Raw genomic sequence first — 23,600 nt, forward strand, 5'->3', positions numbered from 1 at the left:
CAGGACCCCGTGCAGCGACACGGGGTCCCGTTGCTTTGGCCTTTGACGTGTAATCAGCCCTTGCCAAGCTGAGGTACCCGGTGGGTGCCGTGCGCAATACAGACGTTCTTGGTTTCCATGTAGAAGTCGAAGCTCCAGTCGCCGCCGTCGCGACCGATACCGGACATCTTGATGCCCCCGAACGGAGACGGCAGGTTACGGTTGTTTTCGGAATTCACCCACAACATGCCGGCTTCGACGTGCTTTGCCATGCGCATTGCGCGGCCGGTGTTCTCTGTCCAGATATAGCCGGAGAGGCCGTATTCGGTATCGTTGGCGATCGCGATGGCTTCCTCTTCGGTATCGAAGGTGATGGCGGTTAGTACCGGGCCAAAGATCTCTTCCTGTGCGATGCGCATCCTGCTGTTAGCTTTGGTGAACAGGGTCGGCTCCAGGTAGTTTCCGGCCGGGTCCAGATCGCCGCGCGCGTCGGTGATGCGCTTGCCGCCGACGGCGATGTTGGCGCCGTCTTCTCGGGCAATGTCGAAGTAGCTCAAAACCTTGTCATAGTGTTCTGTGTGCACTAGCGGGCCGACTTCGGTATTCGGATCCAGCGGGTGACCGACTTTCAGGTTGCGGACCCGCTGTTCGAGTGCAGCCATGAACTTTTCACGAATGCCACTCTGGATCAGTAGACGGCTGGAGGAGGTGCAGCGCTGACCGTTGAGGCTGTAGATCATGAAGACGACCGCATCCAGTGCCCGTTCGAAATCGGCGTCGTCGAACACGATGACCGGGTTCTTGCCGCCCAGCTCGAAGTGCATGCGTTTGAGGGTATCGGCACCCTGACGCATTACGTGGGAGCCAGTGGCAGATTCTCCCACCAGAGCCACGGCCTTGATGGCAGGGTGTTCGGTCATTCGCTTGCCAACGCTCTCGCCGAAGCCGTTGACCATATTCCAGACTCCCTTGGGCAGAACTTCATCGGCGATCTCTGCCAGGATATAGGCACTCAGGGGCGTCAACTCGGCCGGCTTGTGGACAACAGTGCAGCCCGCCGCCAGGGCCGGAGCGATCTTCCAGGTAGACAGCATGAACGGTGTGTTCCAGGGCGTGATGATGCCCACCGGACCAATCGCCTTACGTACGGTAAAGTTAGTGTGCTCGTCCTGCTGAAGGGCGAGGCCGTCCTGGGCTTCCGGCGCCTTGTCAGCGAAGAAGCGGAAGTTGGCGGCGCCTCGCTCGGCCGCCTTTTTCATGAAACGGATAGCCTGACCACAGTCCATGGACTCGACCAGGGCGATCTCGTCAGCACGCTCGACCAGTCGGTCGGCGAATTTGTTCAGCAGCCGTTTGCGTTCGGCGCCCGGTGTGGCGGCCCAGGCCTCAAAGGCATCCTCGGCAGCCTTGCAGGCGGCATCCATGTCGTCGGTTGAGCCGGCCATGATCTTGCCGATGGGGCTGTTGTCGGTCGGCGTGATGTTATCGTACTCGTTGCCGCCATTACCCAGGGTGAACTCGCCATTGATGTAGTGGCCGGTGGTGGTGTTCCTGAAGCGCTCCAGGTAGCGCTGGGCACGTTCCAGGTTGGTCGCTAGTGTATCGCTCATGATGGTTCTCCTGAAGGCTCAGTATTTGTCGCCGTAGTACTCTTTCTCGGAGACGATGCGTGTCTCGAGCGAGCAAATGTTTTCGATGGTGCAGACCACAGTGTCGCCGGGCTGCATGTCGACCACACCGTGCGGGGTGCCGGTGGCGATCATGTCCCCCGGGTTCAGGGTCATGATCTTGCTCAGGTATTCCACCAGGAAGGGGATGTCGAAGATCATATCCTTCGTTGAGCCGTCCTGAGTGATCTTGCCGTTGACCTCGGTAGTCAGGCGCAGTTTGTTGACGTCCGCTACGTCCTCGCGATCAACAATCCACGGTCCCATCGGCAAAAGGGAATCCCGGCTTTTTACCCGAAGGTTCGGGCGATAGTAGTTCTCGAGATAGTCGCGGATTGCGAAGTCGTTGCAGACGGTATAGCCAGCTACATAGTCCATCGCATCTTCACGCCTGATGTTCTTACCCGCTTTGCCGATCACCGCCACCAGCTCGCACTCGTAATGTTGGAACTCGATGTTGTCGGGGCGGTAGCTGACCTGCTTGTGTCCGGTCAGGGTGTTGGCGTGCTTGATGAATACCAGCGGTTCCTTGGGCGGCTCGAATGCCAGTTCGGTGGCGTGATCGGCGTAGTTTAGCCCCAGTGCGAAGATGGTGCCCGGCTCCTTTACCGGCGGCAGCCAGGTGATGTCGTCAGAATCCAGAGCCACATTCAGCTCCTCGCCGGCTGTGGTAGTGATGCGATCGTTGGCGTCAATGTCGATATCGAGCTCGCGGCCCTCAAAAATGATGCGTGCATGCCTCATGGCTCAGGCACCTCCCAGTGTGTTGGTCAGGGTGCCGACACCCTCGATGGTTGCTTCTACCCTGTCTCCCCGGGCGACCGGAACACGGTCACCGGCAAAGCCGACGGCGATGACCTCTCCCGGTTGCAGAGTCATAATCCAGGAAATCTTGCTGATCAGCTCGGCAACGCTGCGTTGCATGTTCGTCAACGGGAATACGCTTTTCTGCTCGCCGTTGACGGAAACGGTGACTGTGAGCGCATCCGGATTGTCGATGGTGTCGGACGGGACGATCTCGGGGCCGACCGGCGCGGAAGTGTCCAGGCATTTGCCTTTGATGTCGGGGCGGAAGTAGCTTTCCTCCGGCAGGGAAAAATCGCAGACGATGGTGTAGCCACGGATATAATCGAGCGCTTCGGCCTGGCTGACGCGGCAGGTTTCCCGTCCAATGACCACGCCCAGGCTGGCGCCCACGGCCATGGCTGGCACGTCGTTGCCGTCGAAATCCTTTGCCCATTCCACCTCGGCGCCATCAACATTCCAGGTATTGCGCGGCTTGTAATACAGCACTGGCTGGGTAGGCGGTTTCTTGTAGGGATCTTGGTTGAACGTGCTCTCCAGAGCCGCCAGCTGCGACTTGTCATTCAGTGCGACGCAGACCAGCTTGCTGTTGACCAGGGTGTTTGCTGTCATGAGTAACCTTTTCCTGTTTCGGCCGTCTTTGATTAATAGCCGGCCTGCGGTTTGTCGTCTTTAACTGGCGCGCCCTGTTTGAAACGTTGCGCCAGCTTGCGGGTTTCGGTAGCCAGAATCATGGTGTCGACGCCGACGCCGACGAAATTGGCGCCTTGCTGGATGTAGTTCTCTGCAAGGGATGGGTCGAGACAGAGCAGGCCAGCGTATTTCCCGGCGGAGCGTATCTTGCTGAGTCCCTTGTTAATGGTGTTGACGACTGTCGGGTTGCCCGCATCGCCGACATAGCCCATGGATGCGGAAAGATCGGACGGGCCGATGAAAACCCCGTCTACCCCCTCGACCGACAGGATGTCATCGAGGTTGTCCATGGCGCTGGCGGTTTCCACCTGGACAATCAGGCAGATCTCGTCATTGGCCTTCTTCACGTAGCCCGGTACCTGATTCCAGCGGGCCGCCCGAGCAAGCGATGTGCCGAGACCGCGAATGCCGTCCGGTGGATAGCGAACGGCCCGGACCAGCTGTTTCGCCTGTTCTGCGTCTTCGACCATCGGTACCAGCAGAGTCTGCGCACCGATATCCAGCAACTGTTTGATGAGTGCGGGATCGCCTTCGACACAGCGCACGATCGGGGCAACATCATAAGGCGCCATTGCCTGCAGGTGAGACATGATCGTGCGTAGATCGAACGGAGCATGCTCTCCGTCGATGAGTAGCCAATCAAAGCCGGCTAGGGCGGCAATTTCGGCTGCGCTGTTATCCGGCAGTCCCAGCCAGAGCCCATATTGGGTTTCACCTGTGGCCAACCCCTGCTTGAAACGGTTCTTGGGCAGTTCCATGCTCGTGTCCTCGGTGCGAACTGTTTATTCGAAGTTCAGGGCGACGCCACCCAGAGAGCCGAAATCGGCATGTACGGTATCACCAGCTTTGACCGCAACCGGCCGGGTGAAGGAGCCGGAAAGAATGACCTGACCCGGTTCCAGGCCAACGCCGTGCGGCGCAAATCGTCTGCAAACCCACGTGATTCCCTTGAGTGGGTTGCCCAGAACGCCGCCAGCGAGCCCGGTTTCTTCAATCTGGCCGTTCAGGTACAGCATGCAGCCGGCCCAACGCAGGTCGATGTCCATTGGCTTGATGGGGCGTCCTCCCATGACAATTCCCGCGTTGGCGGCATTGTCGGAAATGGTGTCGTAGACTTTGCGTGTGTAGCCGGTTTCAGGATCGGTACGCAGACAGCGGGCTGCGATCAGTTCGAGCGACGGGATGATGTAGTCGGTTGCGTTGATAACATCGAAAATGGTGACATTGTCGCCGAACAGCGGCTTTTTCAGCACAAAAGCCAGCTCGACCTCTATGCGGGGATCGAGGAAGTCCGATGCCCTGATGGTGGCGCCATCATCCAGCAACATGTCATCAAGCAGTACGCCATAGTCCGGTTCATCGATATTCGATGACATCTGCATGGCACGGGAGGTCAGGCCAATCTTGTAGCCGATCACCTTACGGCCTTCCGCCACCTTGCGATCCACCCAGGCCTTCTGGATGGCATAGGCCTCCTCCATTGTCATATCCGGATACTCGAGTGTCAGGGCCGGGATCTGTTTGCGGCTGGTCTCGGCCTGGTATAGGCGGTCGGCAGCGGATTCGATCTGATCTTTCGTCAACATGCGTGCAATACACCTTTCTTGTTGTTGGGTGGATGACCGATGGTCGTCTGTGGCGGGCTGCAGTGGCCCAAGTCCGAGACCGGAGCGAGCCCTAAGCTCTGTCGATCCTTTCGGTATTTTAGTTAACATATTAACTAAGTCAAGCCTCCGATTTCGGACAACTGAAGACTCATTCCCCGGAGGGATTTCATTTCCAGGACCGAGTTGACAAAACTTAATATGTTAATTAGATTCTGAGTTGTTCCCGCGTCGAAACTGTAGCCGCGGACATCCAATAACAACGATGAACCTAATATCCGGGACTCATCCTATGCCTCATTTCATCGTCGAGTATTCAGGTAACCTCCACGACCGCCTGGAATTCCAGTCACTGTTCTCACGTTTGCACGAGTATGTTGTCTCTACCGGGGCTTTCCCCATTGGTGGTGTTCGTAGTCGGGCTATTCGTTGTGACGATTTCCGGGTCGCGGATGGCAGGGAAGACTTTTCATTCCTCAACCTGACTCTCAAGATCGGCCATGGTCGGGATATGGCGCTGAAAAAGGAGGTCGCCAAGCGGGTTTTCGACATCCTCTGCGACTGGATGAAGCCGGTTACTGATACCAGCTATTGCCAGATTTCATTCGAGATGACCGAGCTGGATCCGGTTCTGAAATTCAACAAGAACAACATTCATCCTCTGTTCTCGAAAAACTGACGGGAGCTTGAAACGGGTGGGCGCTGCAGGATTCTGTAGCGTCAGGAAGGTTCGCTGGCTTTCCCGGGCCGCAACAAAGCAAGTGATAACTACAAAACAATCAGGAGACAGGCCGTTATGACAAAAACAAAACTCCTCAGCAAAGCCGCCATCCTTTCATTGGGGCTGGCGATGTCCGGTAGCGCTTTCTCTGCCACGACATTGCATGTTGGGACCTGGCTGCCGCCGACCAATCCACAGAACGCCGAGGTCTGGCCGACGTGGGCCAAATGGGTCGAGGAAGCAACAGAAGGGCGAGTCAAGGTTGAAATAGAGAACGATCTGGGGCATCCGAAAACCATGTTCCAGCTGGTGGAAGACGGTGTTGTTGACGCCGGCTTCAGCTACCACGGCTATGTTCCTGGTCGCTTCCAGTTGCCCCAGATTGTGGAACAGCCGGGTCTGGGTGTGGGAGCCGAGGCGGCTTCTGTGGCACTCTGGCGAGTCTATAACAAGTACTTCATGGACTCCGGCGAGTTTGAAGGCCTGACCCCCATTGGCATGTTTACCCATGGTCCGGGCTATATCCATTCCATTGAGCCAATCACCTCCTTCGATCAGATTAAGGGCAAAAAGATTCGTATCGGTGGTGGCGTCCAGTCCGAGCTTGGCGACCGCATGGACGTGACTCCGGTTTCAGCGCCAGCCCCGAAAGTCTATGAAATGATGCAGCAGGGTGTGATTGATGGTGCCTTCCTGCCCATGGGTGAGCAGAAAACCTTGCGCCTCAACGAAGTGGCTCCCAACGTCACCATGCTTCCCGGTGGTATGTACCTCGGCAGTTTCTCCATGTTCATCAGCCCTTATTTCCTGGATCAACTCGAACCCAGGGATCGCGAGGCCATCATGAGCGTATCGGGTGAAAAACTCTCCGCCCTGGCCGGACGTGCCTGGGATGCCATTGACGATGAGGGCCTGAAGGCTGCGGAGGAAGCCGGCGTCAACATAATCCGCGTTGAGGAAGAAGACCAGATGGCGCAGGACTTCCAGAGACTGATTCAGGGCATGGACGAAAAATGGATCGAGAACGTGTCTGATCGTGCCCCGAATGCCCGACAGGCGCTGGAAGAGCTGCGGACCATAGCCCGAGAGTATGAGCGAGAGCATCAGGAGTAAGCGCATGTCTCTCGCTACATGGGTTAACAGGCATTATAGCGAGAAGGGGCCAGCCAAGTGGCTGGCCTTCCTTCTGGAGCTTATAGCAGGGTTGGTCCTCTTCCTGCTTATGCTGACTACCTGTCTGGACGTGGCGGGTCGCTATCTCTTCAACAATCCCGTTCCCGGGGCTACTGAACTTACCCGACTTGGTCTTGCCCTGATGGTATTCGCGGCGATGCCGGTTATCACTTATCGGGGTGGCCACATCGTGGTGGACCTGCTGGACCATCTTTTGGGGCAGAAGTTGTTGAAGGCTCTCGGACTGGTTTCGGCTCTGATAGTGTCCTCTTCGATGTACTTCCTTGCGGTACGGATCTTTGAGCTCGGCGAGAGGTCGATCCGGCGTGGTGTCGAGACGGAATTTCTCGGCCTGCCCAGTGGCTATATCGTCGAGTACATAGCAATCATGAGTTGGCTGACCGCCGCCGGCATGATAACGCTCGGCGTTTATCGCATCCTCTCTTCTCCTACCAAATAAACGAATCAGTTACGGAAAATTCTATGACCGTCGTGCTGACCGGCTTTGCCGTTCTCCTTTTCATAATCTTGGTTCTGAGGGTGCCAATTGCCTTTGCTATGGGGCTGGTCGGTTTCTTTGGTTTCGCCTTTCTGATGGGGCTGGATCTGACTAACTTCATGGATTTCCGCTGGCGGGGCGCACTTTCGATGGCGTCGAACCGGGTGATCGATACGGTCCAGAATTATAGCCTGTCGGTGATTCCACTGTTCGTGCTGATGGGTAATCTCGTGACCCGTTCGGGCCTGGCCCAGGAGCTGTACCACGTTTCCAATGCATTTCTCGGCCATCGCAAGGGCGGCTTGTCAATGGCAACGGTAGTGGCTTGCGGAGGTTTCTCGGCGATCTGTGGGTCCAGTTTGGCGACTTCCGCGACGATGGCCAAGGTGGCCATGCCACCTATGCGCAGTTATGGCTATTCAGACGCTTTGGCAACGGCTTCCATTGCTGCTGGCGGTACCCTGGGCATTCTGATTCCGCCAAGCGTTATCCTGGTGATCTATGGCTTGTTGACTGAATCGAGTATCCGCGAGCTGTTTGCTGCCGGTTTTATCCCTGGTCTGCTGGGTGTCCTGCTGTATCTGGCGGCCGTCTGGTATGTCGTCAAGCGGAATCCTGACGCGGGGCCTGCCGGAGAGAAGGCGCCCTGGCCGGAACGCCTTAAGGCCCTCAGGAATGTATGGGGCGTGCTTGCTCTTTTTACTGTAGTGATGGGAGGTATCTACCTGGGGGTTTTCACACCGACCGAAGCAGCGGGTATTGGGGCTGGCGGAGCATTTGTCATTGCCTTGGCCCGTCGCCGGCTCACTCTCTCGACACTCTTCGAAACACTGGCGGATACAGCTCGTACTTCTGCGATGCTGTTTGCGGTGGTGATTGGGGCGCTGATTTTCTCGGACTTTATTAACCGGGCCGGGCTGCCGGACATGCTCCTGAGCTTCATTACCTCACTGGATGTGTCGCCCATCATGGTGATATTGGCCATCCTTGGCATTTATATCTTGCTTGGCATGGTGTTCGAGAGCCTTTCCATGATGCTGTTGACGGTTCCCGTGTTCTATCCGTTGGTGGAAAGCCTCGGCTTCGATCTTGTTTGGTTTGGTATTGTCGTCGTAGTGGTCACCGAAATAAGTCTGATCACACCACCGGTGGGTATGAACGTCTTTGTGCTCAGCGCAGTATTAAGAGATGTCAAAACAGGCACTATCTTCAAGGGTGTTACCCCGTTCTGGTGTGCAGATATTGTACGTTTGGCACTGATTGTCTTCGTTGCTCAGATTTCACTGTTTTTGCCGGACCTGTTGTACCACTAAGTGATGCCGACTTCCCGGTTCCGGGAATAGAGGAGAAGAATGATGTTTTATGATATCAAGAAGATTTTATATGTCTCCGATCTTGAGCAGGGTTCCCGGCCGGCATTCCGTGCTGCGATCAGCTTATGTGGCCACTACTCTGAGGCCCAGATAACTTATCTGCACGTGATTGAGTCCTTGTCAGGTACCACTCGCAGTGTCTTGAGTAACATGATGGAGAAAGAAGAACTCGACAACCTGCTGCAAAAAGGTGTTGAGGCACTAAGCGTGAAGATTCGCGAGCGGATAGAGCGCTTCTGCGAGCAAGAGCTGGAAGAGCACGAAGTATTAAGCCTGAAGAACATTGAGGCGCGCATCGAGGAAGGTACACCGTGGCGTAGAATCCTTGAAGTCGGCGATGAAATTAATGCTGATGTGATCGTTATGGGAACCCGCAAACACAACGCGTTAGGACAGGCATTGATGGGCTCTACAGCGACCAAGGCGCTGACGCACTCCAAGCGCCCGGTGCTAGTCGTGCCACTGGGCGTTGCCTGACCTGGCCGTGTTATCGCCAAGCAGCTGATATCCCATTCTCTTGCCGTTGTGCTTGTTGGTGCCTGGGCCCTGGCTCTGCTCCGGGATTTCAGCGCAACGAGGGCGGCTGAAACCCCGCCAGCCCACTCTCCTCCAGCAACGCCCCGAACCGGATCGTCGTCAGATCCATCCCGGGCGCGCCAATCACCTGCACGTTATAGGGCAGGCCTTCTTTCGTGCGTCCGACCGGTACCGAGGTAGCGGGTAATCCCAGCAAGGTCGCCAGGGCAATCCAGCAAAACTGGTCCATATAGGCCCTGGGTTTGCCGGCCACGGTGATGCGTCGCTTGAACACCGGCTGGCTATGGTCGTGGCGGATGGCCGCTGTGGGGGTGATGGGCGTGAGCAGCACGTCGAAGTCCCTGAACAGGCTTTCGATTTCCGCCCGCATCTTTTCCCGGACTTCGCTCCACTGCATCCACTCGTAGATCTTCTGGTTCACGCCGCGCGCGTATTCGCCGATATAGGGTGTCACGGGACCGAGCAGGTGTAGCCAGCGCTCCAGCAGTGCGATCCATTTCATCTGCCGGCGCTGGGCCGGTTTCAGGGAAATGCCGATGAGGCTGCCCAAAAGATTGAAATAGACGGGCAGGATGTGCTCCAGACCGAGCAGGGGATGGTTGGCCTCGGCCACCAGGGCGCCACGGTCTTCCAGGTTTCTGGCCAGTGACCGATAACCTTCGACCAGCTCGTCCTCAACCGGGCACAGGGGATCTTCGAGCCAGAGTCCGACCCGGGCCTGACCCAGACTCTCAAGCCGTGCCGGGTCGAGGGCCAGAGCCCAGCTGCGGCTTTCCACCGGGCGCGGGCCGGCGATGACTTTCAGGAGCAGTTCCAGATCCTTCGCATTCCTGGCCATGGGGCCGCCTTCGGCCAGGTCCGGTTGCGATTCGGTACCGGGTGGCCCGGGTATGTGGCCCCGGAACGACACCAGTGACCGGCTGGGTTTGTGGCCGAATACGCCGCAGAAATGGGCGGGTATGCGGATGGACCCTGCCAGGTCACTGCCTACTTCCAGAGGTGTGAATCCCGCTGCTAGGGCGGCCGCCGCGCCACCGGATGAACCCCCGGGGGTGCGTGTCGGGTCATAGGGGTTGTTGGTGACGCCGAACAGCTTGTTGTAGCTCTGCAGATCCGTGGCGTAGAGCGGAATGTTGGTTTTGCCGAGGATGATGGCACCGGCCTCTTCCAGGCGCCGGACCACATCCGCATGGCGTTCCGGCCGGTGGTTCTTCAGGGCAGGGGCGCCTGCGGTGCAGGTCATGCCGGCGACTTCCCAGGTGTCCTTCAGGGTGAGCGGCAAGCCATGCAGGGGACCCAGGTCCTGGTTGTTCGCACGCTGCCGGTCCGCCTCCCGGGCCTGCTCCAGTACACGATTTTCATCCAGCGTGACCACCGCATTGACGGCGGGGTTCTGTTCCCGGATGCGAACCAGCAGGGCCTGGGCGAGCTGTTCGCTGGTCAGTGTTCCGTTCTCAAGCTGGCGCAGGAGTTCGTGGGCCGGTTGGTAATGCAGAGCGTCCATGGGCAATCTCTTGTTGTTTTGGGCGTCTTTCTTATACGTTACGGCAGCTGGGCACGCCAGTGCTTGACCTTAACCTGGCCTTTTATGGCATCCAGGATCTCGATGATCAGGTCGATCAGCGCCTGGTTCTGGGTTTCATCGGCGGCGACCTGGTCCGGGCTGGGAAGGAAGACGTTCACGATGTCTTCGATGAACGCGTGGTTGGAGCTGGAGGCCAGGTCTTCCAGGATCTGGTGAATCACGTTGGCAACGATGTCACCGACAGCGTCCTCGAGGGTTTCCTGGATGGTGGGGCCCACCACTGGCAGGTATTTGAGACGAGACAGCTCCAGGTTCTGCTTCAGGGCGTTGTCCACCCGTCCCTCGAGGTAATTGCGTAGCGCCCCCCGGTTGGGCACATAGCCTTCCTGTGCCGCCTCGGCAACGCGCTGGGAGATCCAGTCCGAGAGCATGTCACGGCGCGGATACAGGATGTCTTTCTGGATCCGGTCGAATAGCGGCGAACCGCGACGGACCTCGTCCTGGACGCCGCTGAGCACCTTGAGCACGATCCGGTCCGACAACTCTTCCATGAACGCTTCATAATAGAAGTTCACGAACCGGTAGATCTTGGTGCTGGTGACGTCGATGATCCGGTACTGATGCAACCGGTAGATGATGGAGATCACCCGCAGGATCCGGAGGAAACGCAAGCTGCCCACGGGAATGCAGCCCACCAGGTCGTACCAGTGAATGAACGGGTAGAAATACCACCGGTCATAGACACTGGCCTTGATGGCATAGCCCCAGCGCACGAAAAACTCAGTGAGGAAGATCGATACGAAGATCATGTCGTAGAAAATGAAGCGCTCGTGAATGGGGTGGTAAGCCGTTTGCAGCGCCGGGGTATGTTCTTTCAGCAGGTTCTGGATGGCGACAAAACTGTAGATGGAGTCCCAGATGATGAACGCCAGATTCAGGATGAGCAGGCCGAGCATCAGGAAATCGACGATAAACCAGACAAGCTGGTGGCTGGACTTCAGGTTTTCCCGGTTTATATGCAACATGCGGTGGCCATTGATCCGATCTGGAGGCTGTGTAAGTCCCTGACAGGTTAGCGTATTTGTATCCCAAGCACGACAGGCTCCTCAACTTGACCGCCTGACGTTAAACTTCCAATCTTCAATGAAGCGTATACACCCCTACGGAAAGAACATCAGAAGCCGGAGTCTGTCTATTAACCCGATCCCGAGAATGTACCCCTTTTACCTGCTGTTGCTGCTGGTGTTGTTGTGGCCGGCTGTGGGTTTTGCCCGGCAGGTCGAGGTTCGGGTCAATGGCGACTATCCGGAACTGGAAGCCAACGCGGAGGCCTTTATCGGGGAGGTGGAAGGCCGCAGCGAGGCCAATCTGCGCCGATATGCACGGACGGCTGTTCGCCAGGCGGGTGAGGCGTTACGGGCCCTGGGCTATTACAACCCGCGAATCGACTGGCGTGTGGAAGCGGGCGACGATGAAGAGCTGGCCCGGCTGATCCTGGATATTGAACCGGGCGAGCCGGTGAAAGTCACCTCGCGGGAAGTGGATATCCGGGGCCCCGCAGGGGAGGATGCGGAGTTCATGAGCGGGCTGCCGGAAACACCGGCGGAGGGGGATGTCCTGAATCACGGTGAGTATTCCGGGCTGCGGAGTGCCATCCAGACCCGCGCCCGCCAACGGGGCTATTTCGCCGGCCAGTTTGTGACCCGAACCCTGCGCGTCAATCCGGAGGAGAACACTGCCGAGATTGTTCTGGTCTTCGAGTCCGGAGAGCGGTACCGCCTCGGTGAGGTCACGTTCGAGGAGGGGCACTGGTTTGAAACCTCCCTGCTGGAGGATTTTGTCACCTTCGAGCCGGGCACTCCTTACCACACGGACCTCATCGCGCAGCTGAACCGGGATCTCTCCAGCAGTGGTTATTTTTCCGGTGTTGATGTGGATGCCGTTCCGGGCAACGCGGTTGACGGGGTTATCCCGGTAAGCATCGCCGTCACTCGCCGTGATCGCCGTTCAGTGGCCGCGGGTGTCGGCTTTTCCACAGACGTTGGTCCCCGCGTGCGGGGTACCTGGCGCGAGCACTGGATTAACCCGATGGGACACAAGCGCGGTGCCGACACTGAAATCTCCCAGCCCCGGCAGAATCTCAGTACCTGGTACGAGCTGCCCCTGGACCCGCCGATGACGGACCTGATCCGCCTGACCGCCGGTTATCAGCGGGAGGATATCGAGAACGTGGAATCCGAACTGCTGACCTTGGGGCAGCAATGGCAGCACCAACTGGATAACGGCTGGTTGCAGGTGTTGTCCATCCGCTGGGAGGGCGAGCGCTTCAATATCGGCGATGATGAGAAGGGCACCAGTAGCTTGTTACTTCCCGGCATCGGCTATTCCAGGCTGCGGCAGGACTCTCCCCTGGATCCTTCACGGGGCTATCGGTTGCAGCTGGACGTGACCGGTTCACATCGGGCGGTGCTGTCCAAGGTGGATATCCTCCATGTTTACGCCCAGGCCAAGGGGCTCTATACCCTGTTTGATAACCACCGGTTCCTGGGCCGGTTCCAGATCGGGGCGGTGGGTACCAACCGCTTTGAGGACGTGCCGCCCTCGCTGCGTTTCTTCGCCGGTGGTGACCAGAGTGTCCGGGGCTACGGCTATGAAACCCTGTCGCCGGAAAACGATAATGGCGTGCCGGTGGGCGGTCGGTACCTGATGGCGGGCAGTGCCGAGTACCAGTACGAGTTTGCCGAGCGCTGGCGGGCGGCGGTGTTTGTGGATCATGGCAACGCCGTCAATGACCTGTTTGATCCCCTGGCCACCGGTGCCGGTATCGGCCTGCGCTGGGTCAGCCCGGTGGGACCGCTGCGCCTGGATATTGCCAAGGGCCTGGATCCGGAATTCGGCGGGGACTGGCGAATTCACTTTTCGATGGGACCGGAACTGTGACCGACGAGAAGCAGGCAACAGATGCGGCCAGCGAAAAGCGCCGCCGCAAGTGGCATCCGTTGCGCTGGCTGGCGGTGGTCGTGGCGATCATTGTTCTGGTGCCGGTGCTGCTGATCGGTGCAGCGCTGCTGGTGGTTCGTTCGGAAACCGGGACGGCCTGGCTTATCGAGCAGGTACCGGGCCTGACGGTGGAGGAAGGGCAGGGCAGCCTGCTGGGGCGTTGGCAGGCGGCGCGGCTGCAATGGCAGGGCTATGGCATCAACCTGGATTTGCAGCAGCCACTGCTGGACTGGTCGCCATCCTGCCTGTTCCAGAAGCGTTTGTGCGTCGACACGTTACACGCACAGGCCATGGACCTGGAAACGGCACCCTCGTCCGACGGCACGGAACCCGCTTCGGGCTTTACCTTGCCGGTGGTCAACATCCCGTTGTCCCTGGAGATATCGGACGTTCGTATCGGGCCATTCACGGTCAACGGATCCTCTGTCTGGGACCGGTTTGAGCTGGATGCCGGCGGGTCAGGTGCCAGCTGGCAGCTGGAACGGGTTCACTACCAATTGGCGGATTATGCCGTCACTGCCCGGGGGCGGGTGGAAACCCGGGGAGACTGGCCGGTCGACCTGGACGTCATCGCCATACTGCCGCCACCCCGGGGGGATCAGTGGGAGATTGAAGTGAACCTGGCCGGCAGCGTCACTGATCTGCGCCTGGATGGCACCAGCCGTGGCTACCTGGATGCCCGACTGTCAGGTCGGGTGGCGCCTCTGAGCCCGTCGCTTCCCGCACAACTGCGGGTTGTTTCCGAGCAGTTCACGGCGCTGGATGCCCTGCCTGAAACACTCACCTTCCAGAATCTTGTCGTGGAGGCAGACGGATCGCTGGAGCAGGGCTTCCGCGCCAATGGTAAAGCCACGCTGCCGGGTACCGTCGGACCGGTAGCATTAAGATTGTCTGGCCTGGTCACCACCGCCGGGGCTGACAACCTTGAGCTGGTCCTGGCTAGGGAAGGGGAACCGCCTGGCGATGCCAGTGTCCGGGGTAACCTGAGCTGGGCCGACGGCTTTTCCGCCAATGCCGACCTGGCGCTGGATCGATTCCCCTGGTATTCGCTGGTACCGGACCTGTCCGAGCCGCCGGTGGAGCTTAACACCCTGACCGGCAACTTCCGCTGGGCGGATAATCAATATCAGGGTTCCCTCAGGGCGGAGACACGAGGCCCGATGGGGGAGGCCACCATCACGGCTTCGCTGGATGGCGATCTAAAGGAGGTCAACCTCTCGGAGCTTGCCCTGGAAACCGGCGCCGGATCGGCCACCGGCAGTGGCCGGGTCGGCTTTGACGGACCGGTGACCTGGCAGGCTGCCCTTGAACTCAGTGATTTCAATCCGGGATTCTGGGTGCCCGCGCTGGAAGCGTCGCTCAATGGCGAGGTCAAAAGCGAGGGCTCACTGGAGGAAGTTCCGGTGCCGCGTATGACCGCGAGCTGGGATCTCATGGGGAGCTGGCGCTCCCACGAAACCCAGGCCACCGGTGCCCTCGATACCGCAACCGGCAGCTGGGTGGTCTCCGGTCTGGAGCTGGTGGTGGGGGGCAACCGGGCTTCCGGCGAGGGTACCTGGGGGCCTGAGCTGTCCGCGGATCTGACCCTGTCCCTGCCCGAGCCGGATCAACTGCTTGCCGGTCTGGGTGGCGAGCTCGAGGCGACGCTGAATCTTTCCGGCAGCCCGGAGGACCCGGTTGCCGAACTTGCAGCCAGTGGCCAGGCCCTGGCCTGGCAGGACCAGCTGACCATCGGGAATGTCACGGTGGCGGCCACTTTGTCGGAAGACCAGAGACTCGAGGCCAGTGTCGATGCCCAGGCCATTGAGGCGGCCGGACAGGCATTGGAGTCGCTTGAGTTGAAAGCCGCCGGCAGCCAGCAGGATCACACGCTTACAGTTGACGCCCGGCACTCGGAGGCACAGGTCTCACTGGCTTTTGCCGGCGGTTTTGGCGAGGGGTGGCAAAGCTGGCTGGGACGCCTTGCCGGGGGTGACATCGCGATTCCGGAACAGGATCAACGATGGCGGCTACAGGCGCCGGCGGAACTGGCCTGGGAGCCGGATGGCCGGGTAAGGTTCGGCGCCCACTGCTGGGCCTGGCAGCAGAGCTCGGTGTGCGCCGAGGACCAGCTGCTGTATCCACGCCCCGAGCTTGCCTACCGCATCAGCCGCTTCCCCACCGAGGCCCTGGCGCCACTGTTGCCGGAAACGCTCCGGTGGCAGTCGGAGCTGAACGCCGAGGTGTCTTTCAGCCAGACCGATGCGGGCCCCACCGGCCGGGTGTTTGTTGATGCGGGCGGTGGCGAATTCGATGTTCTGGTCGATGGCGAATGGGAGGCGTTGGGTTACTCATCCCTGACCGCGGAACTGGCCCTACAGCCCGAGGTGGCAAATGTCGATATCCGGTTGGATGGCGATTCGCTCGGCAGTTTCCGTCTGGATCTGGCCGTCGATCCCGACAGCCCTGACCGCAGGGTTGAAGGGGGCTTCAGTCTGCAGGGTCTGGATCTGGCCCTGGCCGGGGTCTTTACCGGACTGGAGGAAGTGGCCGGTGAAATCAGTGGTCAGGGGCGGTTGTCCGGCCCATTGATGAAACCTGAGATAAGGGGCGAGCTGGCGCTGGTGGATGGGCGGATCATGGATCCGACGTTGCCTGTGCCTCTTGAGGATATCCTGCTGCAGGTCGATCTGAACGGGTACTCCGCCGACCTGAGCGGGCGGATTCGCAGTAACGAACGCAGTGAGACCAAACTGGATGGCAGCGTCGACTGGTCCGGAGCGCCCCGCGGCAGCCTGGCGATTGTCGGCAGCCGGATTCCGCTCAATATCGAGCCCTATGCCCGGCTCGAAATTGCCCCGGATCTGGAGGTGACCTTCAGTGAGGGCGATCTGGCGGTGACCGGAGAGGTGGCCGTGCCCCGGGGCAGTATCGAAATCAAGTCCCTGCCGGCCCAGGCGGTTCAGGTGTCCGAGGATGAGGTCATCGTGGGTGTGGAACAGGAGGAGCCCGCCATCCGTTCGATGAATATGGATGTCACCGTCCGGGTCGGGGAGGACGAAGTCACCTTCGCTGCCTTTGGGGTCACTGGTAATCTCGAGGGCACCCTGCGCATCGGCAACGACATGGATACCCGGGGCACGCTGCAGCTGGTGGAAGGCAGTTACGAAGCCTATGGCCAGGAGCTGGAACTGCGCACCGCCCGGTTGTTGTTCGTGGGCAATATTACCGAGCCTTACCTGGAGATCGAGGCGATACGTGAGGTGGATACGGTGGTGGCCGGGCTGCGGCTCAGTGGGCCGGTCCAGTCGCCATCGACCGAGGTCTTCTCGAACCCGGACATGCCGCAATCCGATGCGTTGTCTTACCTCATCCTTGGCCGGGCGCCGCAGAGCCAGGGCGACGAGGGTCAGATGAGCCGGGCTGCCCTGTCACTGGGCCTGACCCAGGCCAGCAAGGTCACCGGGGAAATCGGGGAGGAGCTGGGCATCCGGCAGCTGACTCTGGAGGCCGAAGGGGCGGGCGAGCAGACTTCAGTGGTAGCCAGCGGTTACCTGACGGACGACCTCAGCGTGCGTTACGGGGTAGGAATTTTCGAACCCATCAGCACGGTGGCATTACGGTACGACCTCGGTAAATACTTCTACCTGGAGGCGGCCAGCGGGCTGGCGGCCTCCCTGGACATCTTCTACACCCGCAATTTCTGAGTCCGGATCATTCGAGGGTGAAAGTGGCGGAAACCGAAGCGGTAATCTCGCGGATGCCGACGCTGGTCACCACATCCTTGGCGGCCCTGGACTCGGCCATCATCATCGGCACCGGCCGGTAACCGCTGTTGATGTTCATGGTGACCACCTCTCCACAGGACTGTTGCAGTTCGGCGGCAACAAACTCGCACCGCGAGCGGGCATCGGCGATGGCGAAGGCCAGGGCTTCCCGCTCCAGTTGCTGCTCACCGGAGTGGTAAAACTGCTGCGGCCCGAGGTTGTACTCCATGCCCAGGGCCTGGGCCTGCTCAAGCAGTGGGTTGAGCAGCGTCAGGTCGCTGATGCTGAAGCTCACGGTCTGTGAGGCCACCGCCTGCTGGGTCGCCTGGCCACCCCGCTCTGCCGGCGGGATTGTCCGGGTATAGAGATTGAGGCGTGCATCGCTGTAGTCAGCGAGCTGATCCCGCCAGGTCTCAATGCCTTCCCGCCATTTCTCCATCTGTTGCCGGACCTGTTCGCTGGCCTTGTTGGCGAGGGGGTCCTCGGCGCTGGCGGTGAATTGCAGGCGGGCGCTGTCCGGTTCATAGCGAACCGAACCCTCGCCGGTGAGGGTAAGCTCTCCGGCCAGTGCCAGGGTAGGCACCATGGCCAGGGGGATGAGAGGGAGCAGTAAGCGGTTCCGTCCGTTCATGATGGTGGTACTCCTTCAGGGTGTGGTTTCAGGATCGGCCGGCCCGGCTTCAGGTTCCAGCCGGGCCAGTTTGAAGTTGCGGGCAGCCTCGACAAATTGGCCGAAAATGCGCCGATGCCCGCTATGATACAGCAGGTATTCCGGGTGCCATTGCACACCCATCAGCCACTGGCCCCGGGTGTTTTCGATGGCCTGGACAAACAGATCATTATCCACCGCGACCACCCTCAGATTCTTGCCCAGCCGCTTGATGGCCTGGCTATGGATGCGGTTGGTGCCGATCACCGGCCCGTGCATCAAGTGCCCCAGTCGGCTGTCAGTGACCAGCCGGACGGTTTGCAGAGGCAGCAGCAGGGGGCGGTGCCGGGTATGGACTCGCAGGGGCGTGACGTTCTGGCACAGGGAGCCACCGTGGAACACATTGATGAACTGCGCGCCACGACAGATTCCCAGTACCGGAATGCCGATCGCTTCCGCCTCTTTCAACAGTCGCTGGTCGGTGGCATCCCGCCGGCGGTCGTAGCGGGCGGTTACCTGTGGCTGCTGGCCGAAGTTTTCCGGATGTACGTGGGTGCCGCCGGAGAGCACCAGGCCGTCCAGCAGTGAGACATCCACCCGGGAACCGGGGCGAATATAATGGGTGCGGGCACCATGCATCCGTAGCCCCAGGCTGATCAGTCGATGGGCGAGACTGCGTCGGGCCGGGCCGCTGATACCGATGGTGACTCCGGGAATGTCCGGGGCTTCGCGGAATTCTTCAGACATAACCCTTGGTACGCAGCCATTGGTCTGTGGTTTCGGGCCAGCTGTGGGTGAGGTTGTGGAAACTGAATTTCCGGCTGTCCCGGAACAGCTCCCTCAGTTCGGCCAGATCATCCGCCCGGTTGGCAATCTGCTCCAGAACGACCCAGTCGTTCCACACGCTGGAGAAATGCCACTCCGGGTTGTCGATGTCACAGTCCGGCAGGCGGTAATGCAAGGTGGGGCGGCTCTTGATGCGAGGATCCTGAACGTACTGGCCAAGCAGATCGGCATCCAGATGCGCGAACAGCGGGAGCAGGTCCAGTGCCCGGTTTCGGGTCGGATTGAACTCCAGGTAATCACGCATCATCTGCGCTTGGTCGGGAGCGTAGTTGTCCGCCATCAGCAGGTCGGTATAGCGGGTGACCCAGGGTTCAATGTAGGTGGTAAACTTCCGGCTGATGTCCAGCTGGTGCCTGGCCTTGAGCCAGTCATACAGGGCCGCGAAGGTCTGCAGGTAACGCACGATGGTTGCCGGTTCGAGATCCGGCAGTTCCGGGTTGAGCTGAAGGCCGAATGCGAAGTAGATGGCCTCCCGGCTGCCCAGGGCCCCGAGCAGGCGAAGTTCATCCACCAGGGTCTCCACATCCTGCAAGCGGGACAGGGGAATCGGTGGCGTTACGATTTCCAGCGGCACGATACGCTCGGCCGCCGCATCAATGACGTCCATGGCCTGGCCGCCCAGTTCGCGGATGGAGCGGGGCAGACGCTGGTCCGCCAGGTCCAGATCCTTGATAGGATCCGAATCCAGCTCGATGGTAAAGGGGCCCAGACCGTTTTCAATCCTCGTGACATAGCGCGAAACCGCCTCCGCCGGTGCGTCGAGAAGGCGTGCGGCATGATCCACGAGTACTTCATAGCCCAGGCCGGACAGCTCCACCTCAACGCCAACACGGCGCTCTTCTCCATCGCTATTGAGCCGCACGTCCGGTAACGCGCAGGTGCTGGTCTGTGACATCGGTTTCCCTGACTCTGCATGCATGGTCTTTGCACCATAACACATCCCCTTGTTGCCAACGGGTTACGCAGGCGACAGAAAATTGGTGGGTGGACTTTACACTGGATAAAACACTGTATATAGTCAATCCACTGTATAAAAAAACAGGCCTGTCCATCTCTCCAGGAGTGGCAGGTCTGTCACCTGGACTGACCGGAGTAACGGAATGAAGCTGACTGCCAGGCAACAACAGGTACTGGATATTATTCGTCGTTATGTTGACGAGACCGGCTACCCGCCCACCCGGGCGGAAATTGCAGCGGAGCTGGGTTTCCGCTCTGCCAACGCGGCGGAAGAGCATTTGAGGGCGCTGGCCCGCAAGGGCGCCATCGAAATGGTGCCCGGCGCCAGCCGAGGCATCCGCTTGCCGGAAGCCGAGGAGGATCTGGGCCTGCCGGTGATCGGTCAGGTGGCCGCAGGTAGTCCTATCCTGGCCCAGGAGCATATCGAGGATCACTGTACCCTGCAGCCAGACTTCTTCTCGCCGGCCGCCGACTATCTGCTGCGGGTGCGGGGGATGAGCATGAAGGACATCGGCATCCTCGATGGCGATCTGCTGGCGGTTCACCGCACCCAGGACGTGCACAACGGCCAGGTGGTGGTAGCCCGGGTCGGGGAAGAGGTGACCGTGAAACGATTCCGCAAGGATGGGAACAAGGTGTACCTGATTGCCGAGAACGACGAATTCGAGCCCATCGAGGTGGATCTGACCGAGCAGGAACTGTTTATCGAAGGCCTGGGTGTGGGTGTCATACGCCGCTCCGACCTCCACTGAACCTTGCCAGCCACAGATAATCGATAGAAGAACAAGCGGGTGACTTATGGAACAACTGAGCTTCAACCAGAATCTGGCCTATCAGCAAGGCATCCTGTCCCATTCCGAGCCGGCGCCGGGTGTTTCCGGGCGACGGGCCGTCATCCGTACCCGCCGTAACCCCGAGCCTCGCCCGGCAGAAGTCATCGGTAATGTGACCGAGATTATCCTGCCCCAGGGCCAGGTGGAGAACTTTCAGTTGCTGTTGCCGATGCTGACCCAGCTTAACCAGGAAAAGCGCTGGCTCGCCTGGATCGACCCGCCCCAGGAGCTGGTCAGCAAGTGGCAGAAGATGCATGGCATTGTCACGGGGGAGTTGCTGGTATTGCGCTCGACCCCTGAGCTGCCAGCCCAGCAGTTGGCTGAGCGCGCACTCCGGGCCGGTACTTGTCACGCGGTGGTGATGTGGACCCGCAAACTCGGCCGCTCTGCACTGGAGTCACTCCAGCAGGCGTCGGCCGAGGGTAACAGTCACGGGGTGGTGCTTCGCCAGCGTTGAAGGTCGGGGGCAGGCCAGGGAGCCTGCCACACTGTCAGTGCAGGGTGTAGGAAGGCTGTGGGTCGATTGCGTCGACGTCGTCTTCTTCCCAGTCAATATCATGAGTGATGTCGCCCACGGCTTCGATGCCGGCAGCGATCATGGCCTTGGCGACGTTCATGTCGCGATCTTCCATCATCTCCCGAGCTTCCTGGGAGAACGAGATTCTTACCAGTGGCGCGCTGTCGTCGTCGATCCGGCGCAGCGCGTAGTCGCCGTTACTCAGTTGTACAATTTCAAAAAACGATGGTGACATTCGGTAAACCTGTCTGTTGTTGAGATCCGGAAGCCTGCGCCTGGTGATGATTCACCATTCGCTGTGCTGTTCTTCCAGATCGTCGGCAAAATGTTTGAGTGCGCCCAGGGACTTGAGCAATCCGGCCGCAGACCTGTCCGGCCCGGTTTCCGCTGAAACCGCGATGATATTGTCATCCGTTACGGTCTTTCGGGTGGCCGGTGGACGACTCTGGCTCTGTTCCAGTTGATCCAGGTGATTCCACCAGCTGCCAGACTCCGATGCGAGGTTTCGCAAACGGTACACTTCATTGGCATCCGCGCCGATTAGTGCCGCCAGTTCCTCCAGGGTCTCCGGCTCGGCATTCCGTTCCTGGTAGAGCCGGGCGATCATCACCAGCAGCAATCTCCGGCTACGGAGTACCAGCTCTATGGCCCCCTGGGTCGCCGCTTCCCGTCGGAGCGCTTGTTCCGCTTCCGGTGCGGGCTGCCCGTTGGCTGCCAATGCCGGCAGATCAAGCTGTCCCAACAGCGTCTTGGCCAGGAACAGTTTTTGTGAGACCAGCGAATGCCATTGCGAGGCCATGGAGTACCTGCGATTTCGGATAAGGAAGATCTGGCAGATTATTAAAACGAGGATTGTACCATTTCTGTGCAACGATTTCTGCACCTGTCTCATGATTCTCTGCGCCGTCACAAGAAGATACAAACATTCACTTGAAACGAGTGTTTGAATTTGGCAAAAAGCAGCCCGTCTTATGGAACTGCTGGAGATGTCAGGTATGCGAAGCCACATTGTCGCGGGTGCAGCGGCGGTACTGTTCGGGTTGTCCGGGCAGGCACTGGCCAAGGTGAGTCCGGCGGAAGCCGAAAGGCTTGGAAACGAGCTGACTCCGGTGGGTGCTGAACGCGGCGCCAATGCGTCAGGCACCATTCCCGGGTGGACCGGGGGGCTGAGCACGCCACCGGCAGGCTGGCGCGAAGGGGAGATCGAAACCAATCCGTTCCCCGACGACAAGCCCTTGTTTGTCATAACCCGGGACAACGTGGATCTGTACCGGGACAAGTTGTCCGACGGCCATATCCGGATGATCGAGCAATACGGCCCGAATTTCTTCATGCCGGTCTATCAAAGCCGTCGTACCGCAGCCTTTCCGGAGCATGTCTACGACAAGTCCATCGAGAACGCCACCAGCGCTGAGTTGCTGGATAATGGCAACGGGGTGCGGGATGCCATCATGACCAGCCCGTTCCCGATCCCCCATAACGGGCTGGAGGTGATCTGGAACCATATCCTTCGGTACCGGGGCACGGAGATCTCCTTCCGCAGTGCTTCGGCAACGCCCCAGACCGACGGTTCCTACAATCCGGTGGTCAATGATTACGACTATTTCTTCGCCTACAGCCGCAAAGGGGCGGAGCTGGAGGAAATCGACAACAAGATTTTCTATCTGAAAACCAACACCACTGCCCCGTCTTCCCTTGCCGGCACGATTACCCTGGTGCACGAAACCCTGGACCAGATTCGTTCCCCGCGCCTCGCCTGGCGCTACGATTCCGGCTCCCGCCGGCTGCGCCGCTCTCCCAACCTGGCCTATGAAACCGATCTTCCGAACTCCTCCTCGCTGCGCTCGGTAGACCAGAAGGACATGTATAACGGCGCGCCCAACCAGTACGACTGGACCCTCAAAGGCAAGCGCGAGATGTACGTCCCCTACAATGCCTACAAGCTCCATGGCGATTCCGTCGAGGCTGACGACGTCATTCGCCCGAAGCACATCAACCAGAAACTGACCCGGTATGAACTACATCGGGTGTGGGTGGTCGAGGCTGAGCTGCGCACCGGCATCAGTCACATCTACGCCCGCCGGGTGTTCTATGTGGATGAGGACAGCTGGCAGATCCTGGCGTCCGAGGAATATGATGAGGAAGGTAACCTGTGGCGGGTGTCTGAGGCCCATAACATCAGCTACTACAGCGAGCCGGTGTTTTGGACCACCATGGAAATGACCTATGACCTCAAGGCCGGTCGTTACTACATTGATGGCCTGGATGACGGGTTCAAGGCCTATGATTTCGAGCCCGGCTTCCGCGGTAACGAGTTCACTGCCTCTGCTGCCCGCCGGGCTGCGCGGCGGTGAATGAAGACGGGGTCAGATGAAAACGTTCATCTGACCCCAACTTGGGCCGTCACTCCTCATCCTCCTTCACCCCGTCATAAAATTGACTCTTCCCCCCAAGCCGTCTTAAATACCAGTGTAGTC

General features: G+C 59.4%; 22 protein-coding genes. 10 read left to right on the forward strand and 12 right to left on the reverse strand.

Annotated elements, in window-relative coordinates; all coding sequences use genetic code 11:
* Positions 1–53: 53 nt before the first annotated feature.
* The 5 genes from hpaE to hpaH are packed head-to-tail and all read right to left on the reverse strand — an operon-like array spanning position 54 to position 4,729.
* The gene (gene hpaE, locus ACESMW_RS00095; protein ID WP_372985060.1) at positions 54–1,589 is read right to left on the reverse strand and encodes a 5-carboxymethyl-2-hydroxymuconate semialdehyde dehydrogenase; all 1,536 of its coding nucleotides are present in this window, start codon (positions 1,587–1,589) and stop codon (positions 54–56) included.
* Positions 1,590–1,607: 18 nt separating this feature from the next.
* On the reverse strand, positions 1,608–2,390 hold the full coding sequence (locus tag ACESMW_RS00100) for a fumarylacetoacetate hydrolase family protein (protein WP_372985061.1): 783 nt from the start codon (positions 2,388–2,390) through the stop codon (positions 1,608–1,610).
* Positions 2,391–2,393: 3 nt separating this feature from the next.
* Positions 2,394–3,062: a fumarylacetoacetate hydrolase family protein gene (locus ACESMW_RS00105; protein WP_372985062.1), complete on the reverse strand. Its 669-nt coding sequence runs from the start codon at positions 3,060–3,062 to the stop codon at positions 2,394–2,396.
* 32 nt (positions 3,063–3,094) lie between these two features.
* Positions 3,095–3,901 (reverse strand): 4-hydroxy-2-oxoheptanedioate aldolase, encoded by an 807-nt coding sequence (gene hpaI / locus ACESMW_RS00110; RefSeq protein WP_372985063.1) that lies wholly within the window; start codon positions 3,899–3,901, stop codon positions 3,095–3,097.
* A 24-nt stretch (positions 3,902–3,925) separates the two neighbouring features.
* Positions 3,926–4,729, reverse strand: a complete 804-nt coding sequence (hpaH, locus tag ACESMW_RS00115) for a 2-oxo-hept-4-ene-1,7-dioate hydratase (RefSeq protein ID WP_372985064.1) — start codon at positions 4,727–4,729, stop codon at positions 3,926–3,928.
* A 310-nt stretch (positions 4,730–5,039) separates the two neighbouring features.
* On the opposite strand from hpaH, the gene ACESMW_RS00120 reads away from it, so the two are divergent.
* The 5 genes from ACESMW_RS00120 to ACESMW_RS00140 all read left to right on the forward strand — a co-directional run bounded on the left by ACESMW_RS00120 (position 5,040) and on the right by ACESMW_RS00140 (position 8,990).
* A complete protein-coding gene (locus ACESMW_RS00120) occupies positions 5,040–5,426 on the forward strand; it encodes a 5-carboxymethyl-2-hydroxymuconate Delta-isomerase (protein WP_372985065.1) in 387 nt (128 codons plus the stop codon).
* Between the two features lie 117 nt (positions 5,427–5,543).
* Entirely contained in the window at positions 5,544–6,581 is a 1,038-nt protein-coding gene (locus ACESMW_RS00125; RefSeq protein ID WP_372985066.1) for a TRAP transporter substrate-binding protein, read from the forward strand.
* Between the two features lie 4 nt (positions 6,582–6,585).
* Positions 6,586–7,101, forward strand: a complete 516-nt coding sequence (locus ACESMW_RS00130) for a TRAP transporter small permease (protein ID WP_372985067.1) — start codon at positions 6,586–6,588, stop codon at positions 7,099–7,101.
* A 23-nt stretch (positions 7,102–7,124) separates the two neighbouring features.
* Positions 7,125–8,453 carry a TRAP transporter large permease gene (locus ACESMW_RS00135; RefSeq protein WP_372985068.1) on the forward strand — a complete coding sequence of 443 codons (1,329 nt, stop codon included), beginning with the start codon at positions 7,125–7,127 and terminating at the stop codon, positions 8,451–8,453.
* Between the two features lie 39 nt (positions 8,454–8,492).
* Entirely contained in the window at positions 8,493–8,990 is a 498-nt protein-coding gene (locus tag ACESMW_RS00140; RefSeq protein ID WP_372985069.1) for a universal stress protein, read from the forward strand.
* A gap of 88 nt (positions 8,991–9,078) precedes the next feature.
* Here the strand turns inward: ACESMW_RS00140 and ACESMW_RS00145 are convergent, their stop codons facing one another.
* Positions 9,079–10,554 carry an amidase gene (locus ACESMW_RS00145; protein WP_372985070.1) on the reverse strand — a complete coding sequence of 492 codons (1,476 nt, stop codon included), beginning with the start codon at positions 10,552–10,554 and terminating at the stop codon, positions 9,079–9,081.
* 38 nt (positions 10,555–10,592) lie between these two features.
* Positions 10,593–11,600 (reverse strand): hypothetical protein, encoded by a 1,008-nt coding sequence (locus tag ACESMW_RS00150; protein WP_372985071.1) that lies wholly within the window; start codon positions 11,598–11,600, stop codon positions 10,593–10,595.
* A 187-nt stretch (positions 11,601–11,787) separates the two neighbouring features.
* Here ACESMW_RS00150 and ACESMW_RS00155 point away from each other — a divergent pair, with 187 nt between their 5' ends.
* The gene (locus tag ACESMW_RS00155; RefSeq protein ID WP_372985072.1) at positions 11,788–13,515 is read left to right on the forward strand and encodes an autotransporter assembly complex protein TamA; all 1,728 of its coding nucleotides are present in this window, start codon (positions 11,788–11,790) and stop codon (positions 13,513–13,515) included.
* Positions 13,512–17,261, forward strand: a complete 3,750-nt coding sequence (locus ACESMW_RS00160) for a translocation/assembly module TamB domain-containing protein (RefSeq protein ID WP_372985073.1) — start codon at positions 13,512–13,514, stop codon at positions 17,259–17,261. The genes ACESMW_RS00155 and ACESMW_RS00160 overlap by 4 nt, the downstream gene beginning before the upstream one ends.
* A gap of 7 nt (positions 17,262–17,268) precedes the next feature.
* On the opposite strand, the gene ACESMW_RS00165 is transcribed toward ACESMW_RS00160, so the two are convergent.
* From ACESMW_RS00165 to ACESMW_RS00175, 3 genes are read right to left on the reverse strand one after another with little or no spacing between them, the layout of a single operon-like run.
* Positions 17,269–17,952: an SIMPL domain-containing protein gene (locus ACESMW_RS00165; RefSeq protein WP_372985074.1), complete on the reverse strand. Its 684-nt coding sequence runs from the start codon at positions 17,950–17,952 to the stop codon at positions 17,269–17,271.
* A 15-nt stretch (positions 17,953–17,967) separates the two neighbouring features.
* Complete coding sequence (locus ACESMW_RS00170) at positions 17,968–18,717, reverse strand: gamma-glutamyl-gamma-aminobutyrate hydrolase family protein (RefSeq protein WP_372985075.1); 750 nt, start codon at positions 18,715–18,717, stop codon at positions 17,968–17,970.
* On the reverse strand, positions 18,710–19,711 hold the full coding sequence (locus ACESMW_RS00175; RefSeq protein ID WP_372985076.1) for an amidoligase family protein: 1,002 nt from the start codon (positions 19,709–19,711) through the stop codon (positions 18,710–18,712). The genes ACESMW_RS00170 and ACESMW_RS00175 overlap by 8 nt, the downstream gene beginning before the upstream one ends.
* A gap of 205 nt (positions 19,712–19,916) precedes the next feature.
* Between ACESMW_RS00175 and lexA the strand changes: the two genes are divergently transcribed.
* Together lexA and ACESMW_RS00185 are read left to right on the forward strand one after the other, a co-directional pair.
* The gene (gene lexA / locus ACESMW_RS00180; RefSeq protein WP_372985077.1) at positions 19,917–20,525 is read left to right on the forward strand and encodes a transcriptional repressor LexA; all 609 of its coding nucleotides are present in this window, start codon (positions 19,917–19,919) and stop codon (positions 20,523–20,525) included.
* 46 nt (positions 20,526–20,571) lie between these two features.
* Positions 20,572–21,063 carry a cell division inhibitor SulA gene (locus ACESMW_RS00185; RefSeq protein ID WP_372985078.1) on the forward strand — a complete coding sequence of 164 codons (492 nt, stop codon included), beginning with the start codon at positions 20,572–20,574 and terminating at the stop codon, positions 21,061–21,063.
* Between the two features lie 34 nt (positions 21,064–21,097).
* Here the strand turns inward: ACESMW_RS00185 and ACESMW_RS00190 are convergent, their stop codons facing one another.
* Positions 21,098–21,358: a hypothetical protein gene (locus ACESMW_RS00190; protein ID WP_092000402.1), complete on the reverse strand. Its 261-nt coding sequence runs from the start codon at positions 21,356–21,358 to the stop codon at positions 21,098–21,100.
* Between the two features lie 51 nt (positions 21,359–21,409).
* A complete protein-coding gene (locus tag ACESMW_RS00195; protein WP_372985079.1) occupies positions 21,410–21,922 on the reverse strand; it encodes a hypothetical protein in 513 nt (170 codons plus the stop codon).
* 196 nt (positions 21,923–22,118) lie between these two features.
* Here ACESMW_RS00195 and ACESMW_RS00200 point away from each other — a divergent pair, with 196 nt between their 5' ends.
* Positions 22,119–23,477, forward strand: coding sequence for a DUF1329 domain-containing protein (locus tag ACESMW_RS00200; RefSeq protein ID WP_372985080.1), 1,359 nt, complete (start codon positions 22,119–22,121; stop codon positions 23,475–23,477).
* Positions 23,478–23,600: the final 123 nt, after the last annotated feature.

It is taken from the genome of Marinobacter sp., from assembly GCF_041690455.1.
Taxonomy (GTDB): Bacteria; Pseudomonadota; Gammaproteobacteria; order Pseudomonadales; family Oleiphilaceae; genus Marinobacter.

Bases quoted from the DNA above. Each gene is read 5' to 3' on its own strand.
- ACESMW_RS00140 (WP_372985069.1), top strand. From the start codon at position 8,493: ATGATGTTTTATGATATCAAGAAGATTTTATATGTCTCCGATCTTGAG.
- ACESMW_RS00135 (WP_372985068.1), top strand. From the start codon at position 7,125: ATGACCGTCGTGCTGACCGGCTTTGCCGTTCTCCTTTTCATAATCTTG.
- ACESMW_RS00175 (WP_372985076.1), bottom strand. From the start codon at position 19,711: ATGTCACAGACCAGCACCTGCGCGTTACCGGACGTGCGGCTCAATAGC.
- lexA (WP_372985077.1), top strand. From the start codon at position 19,917: ATGAAGCTGACTGCCAGGCAACAACAGGTACTGGATATTATTCGTCGT.
- ACESMW_RS00105 (WP_372985062.1), bottom strand. From the start codon at position 3,062: ATGACAGCAAACACCCTGGTCAACAGCAAGCTGGTCTGCGTCGCACTG.
- ACESMW_RS00120 (WP_372985065.1), top strand. From the start codon at position 5,040: ATGCCTCATTTCATCGTCGAGTATTCAGGTAACCTCCACGACCGCCTG.
- ACESMW_RS00190 (WP_092000402.1), bottom strand. From the start codon at position 21,358: ATGTCACCATCGTTTTTTGAAATTGTACAACTGAGTAACGGCGACTAC.
- ACESMW_RS00195 (WP_372985079.1), bottom strand. From the start codon at position 21,922: ATGGCCTCGCAATGGCATTCGCTGGTCTCACAAAAACTGTTCCTGGCC.
- ACESMW_RS00100 (WP_372985061.1), bottom strand. From the start codon at position 2,390: ATGAGGCATGCACGCATCATTTTTGAGGGCCGCGAGCTCGATATCGAC.
- ACESMW_RS00165 (WP_372985074.1), bottom strand. From the start codon at position 17,952: ATGAACGGACGGAACCGCTTACTGCTCCCTCTCATCCCCCTGGCCATG.
- ACESMW_RS00155 (WP_372985072.1), top strand. From the start codon at position 11,788: ATGTACCCCTTTTACCTGCTGTTGCTGCTGGTGTTGTTGTGGCCGGCT.
- ACESMW_RS00150 (WP_372985071.1), bottom strand. From the start codon at position 11,600: ATGTTGCATATAAACCGGGAAAACCTGAAGTCCAGCCACCAGCTTGTC.
- hpaE (WP_372985060.1), bottom strand. From the start codon at position 1,589: ATGAGCGATACACTAGCGACCAACCTGGAACGTGCCCAGCGCTACCTG.
- ACESMW_RS00130 (WP_372985067.1), top strand. From the start codon at position 6,586: ATGTCTCTCGCTACATGGGTTAACAGGCATTATAGCGAGAAGGGGCCA.
- hpaH (WP_372985064.1), bottom strand. From the start codon at position 4,729: ATGTTGACGAAAGATCAGATCGAATCCGCTGCCGACCGCCTATACCAG.
- ACESMW_RS00200 (WP_372985080.1), top strand. From the start codon at position 22,119: ATGCGAAGCCACATTGTCGCGGGTGCAGCGGCGGTACTGTTCGGGTTG.
- ACESMW_RS00170 (WP_372985075.1), bottom strand. From the start codon at position 18,717: ATGTCTGAAGAATTCCGCGAAGCCCCGGACATTCCCGGAGTCACCATC.
- ACESMW_RS00145 (WP_372985070.1), bottom strand. From the start codon at position 10,554: ATGGACGCTCTGCATTACCAACCGGCCCACGAACTCCTGCGCCAGCTT.
- hpaI (WP_372985063.1), bottom strand. From the start codon at position 3,901: ATGGAACTGCCCAAGAACCGTTTCAAGCAGGGGTTGGCCACAGGTGAA.
- ACESMW_RS00125 (WP_372985066.1), top strand. From the start codon at position 5,544: ATGACAAAAACAAAACTCCTCAGCAAAGCCGCCATCCTTTCATTGGGG.
- ACESMW_RS00185 (WP_372985078.1), top strand. From the start codon at position 20,572: ATGGAACAACTGAGCTTCAACCAGAATCTGGCCTATCAGCAAGGCATC.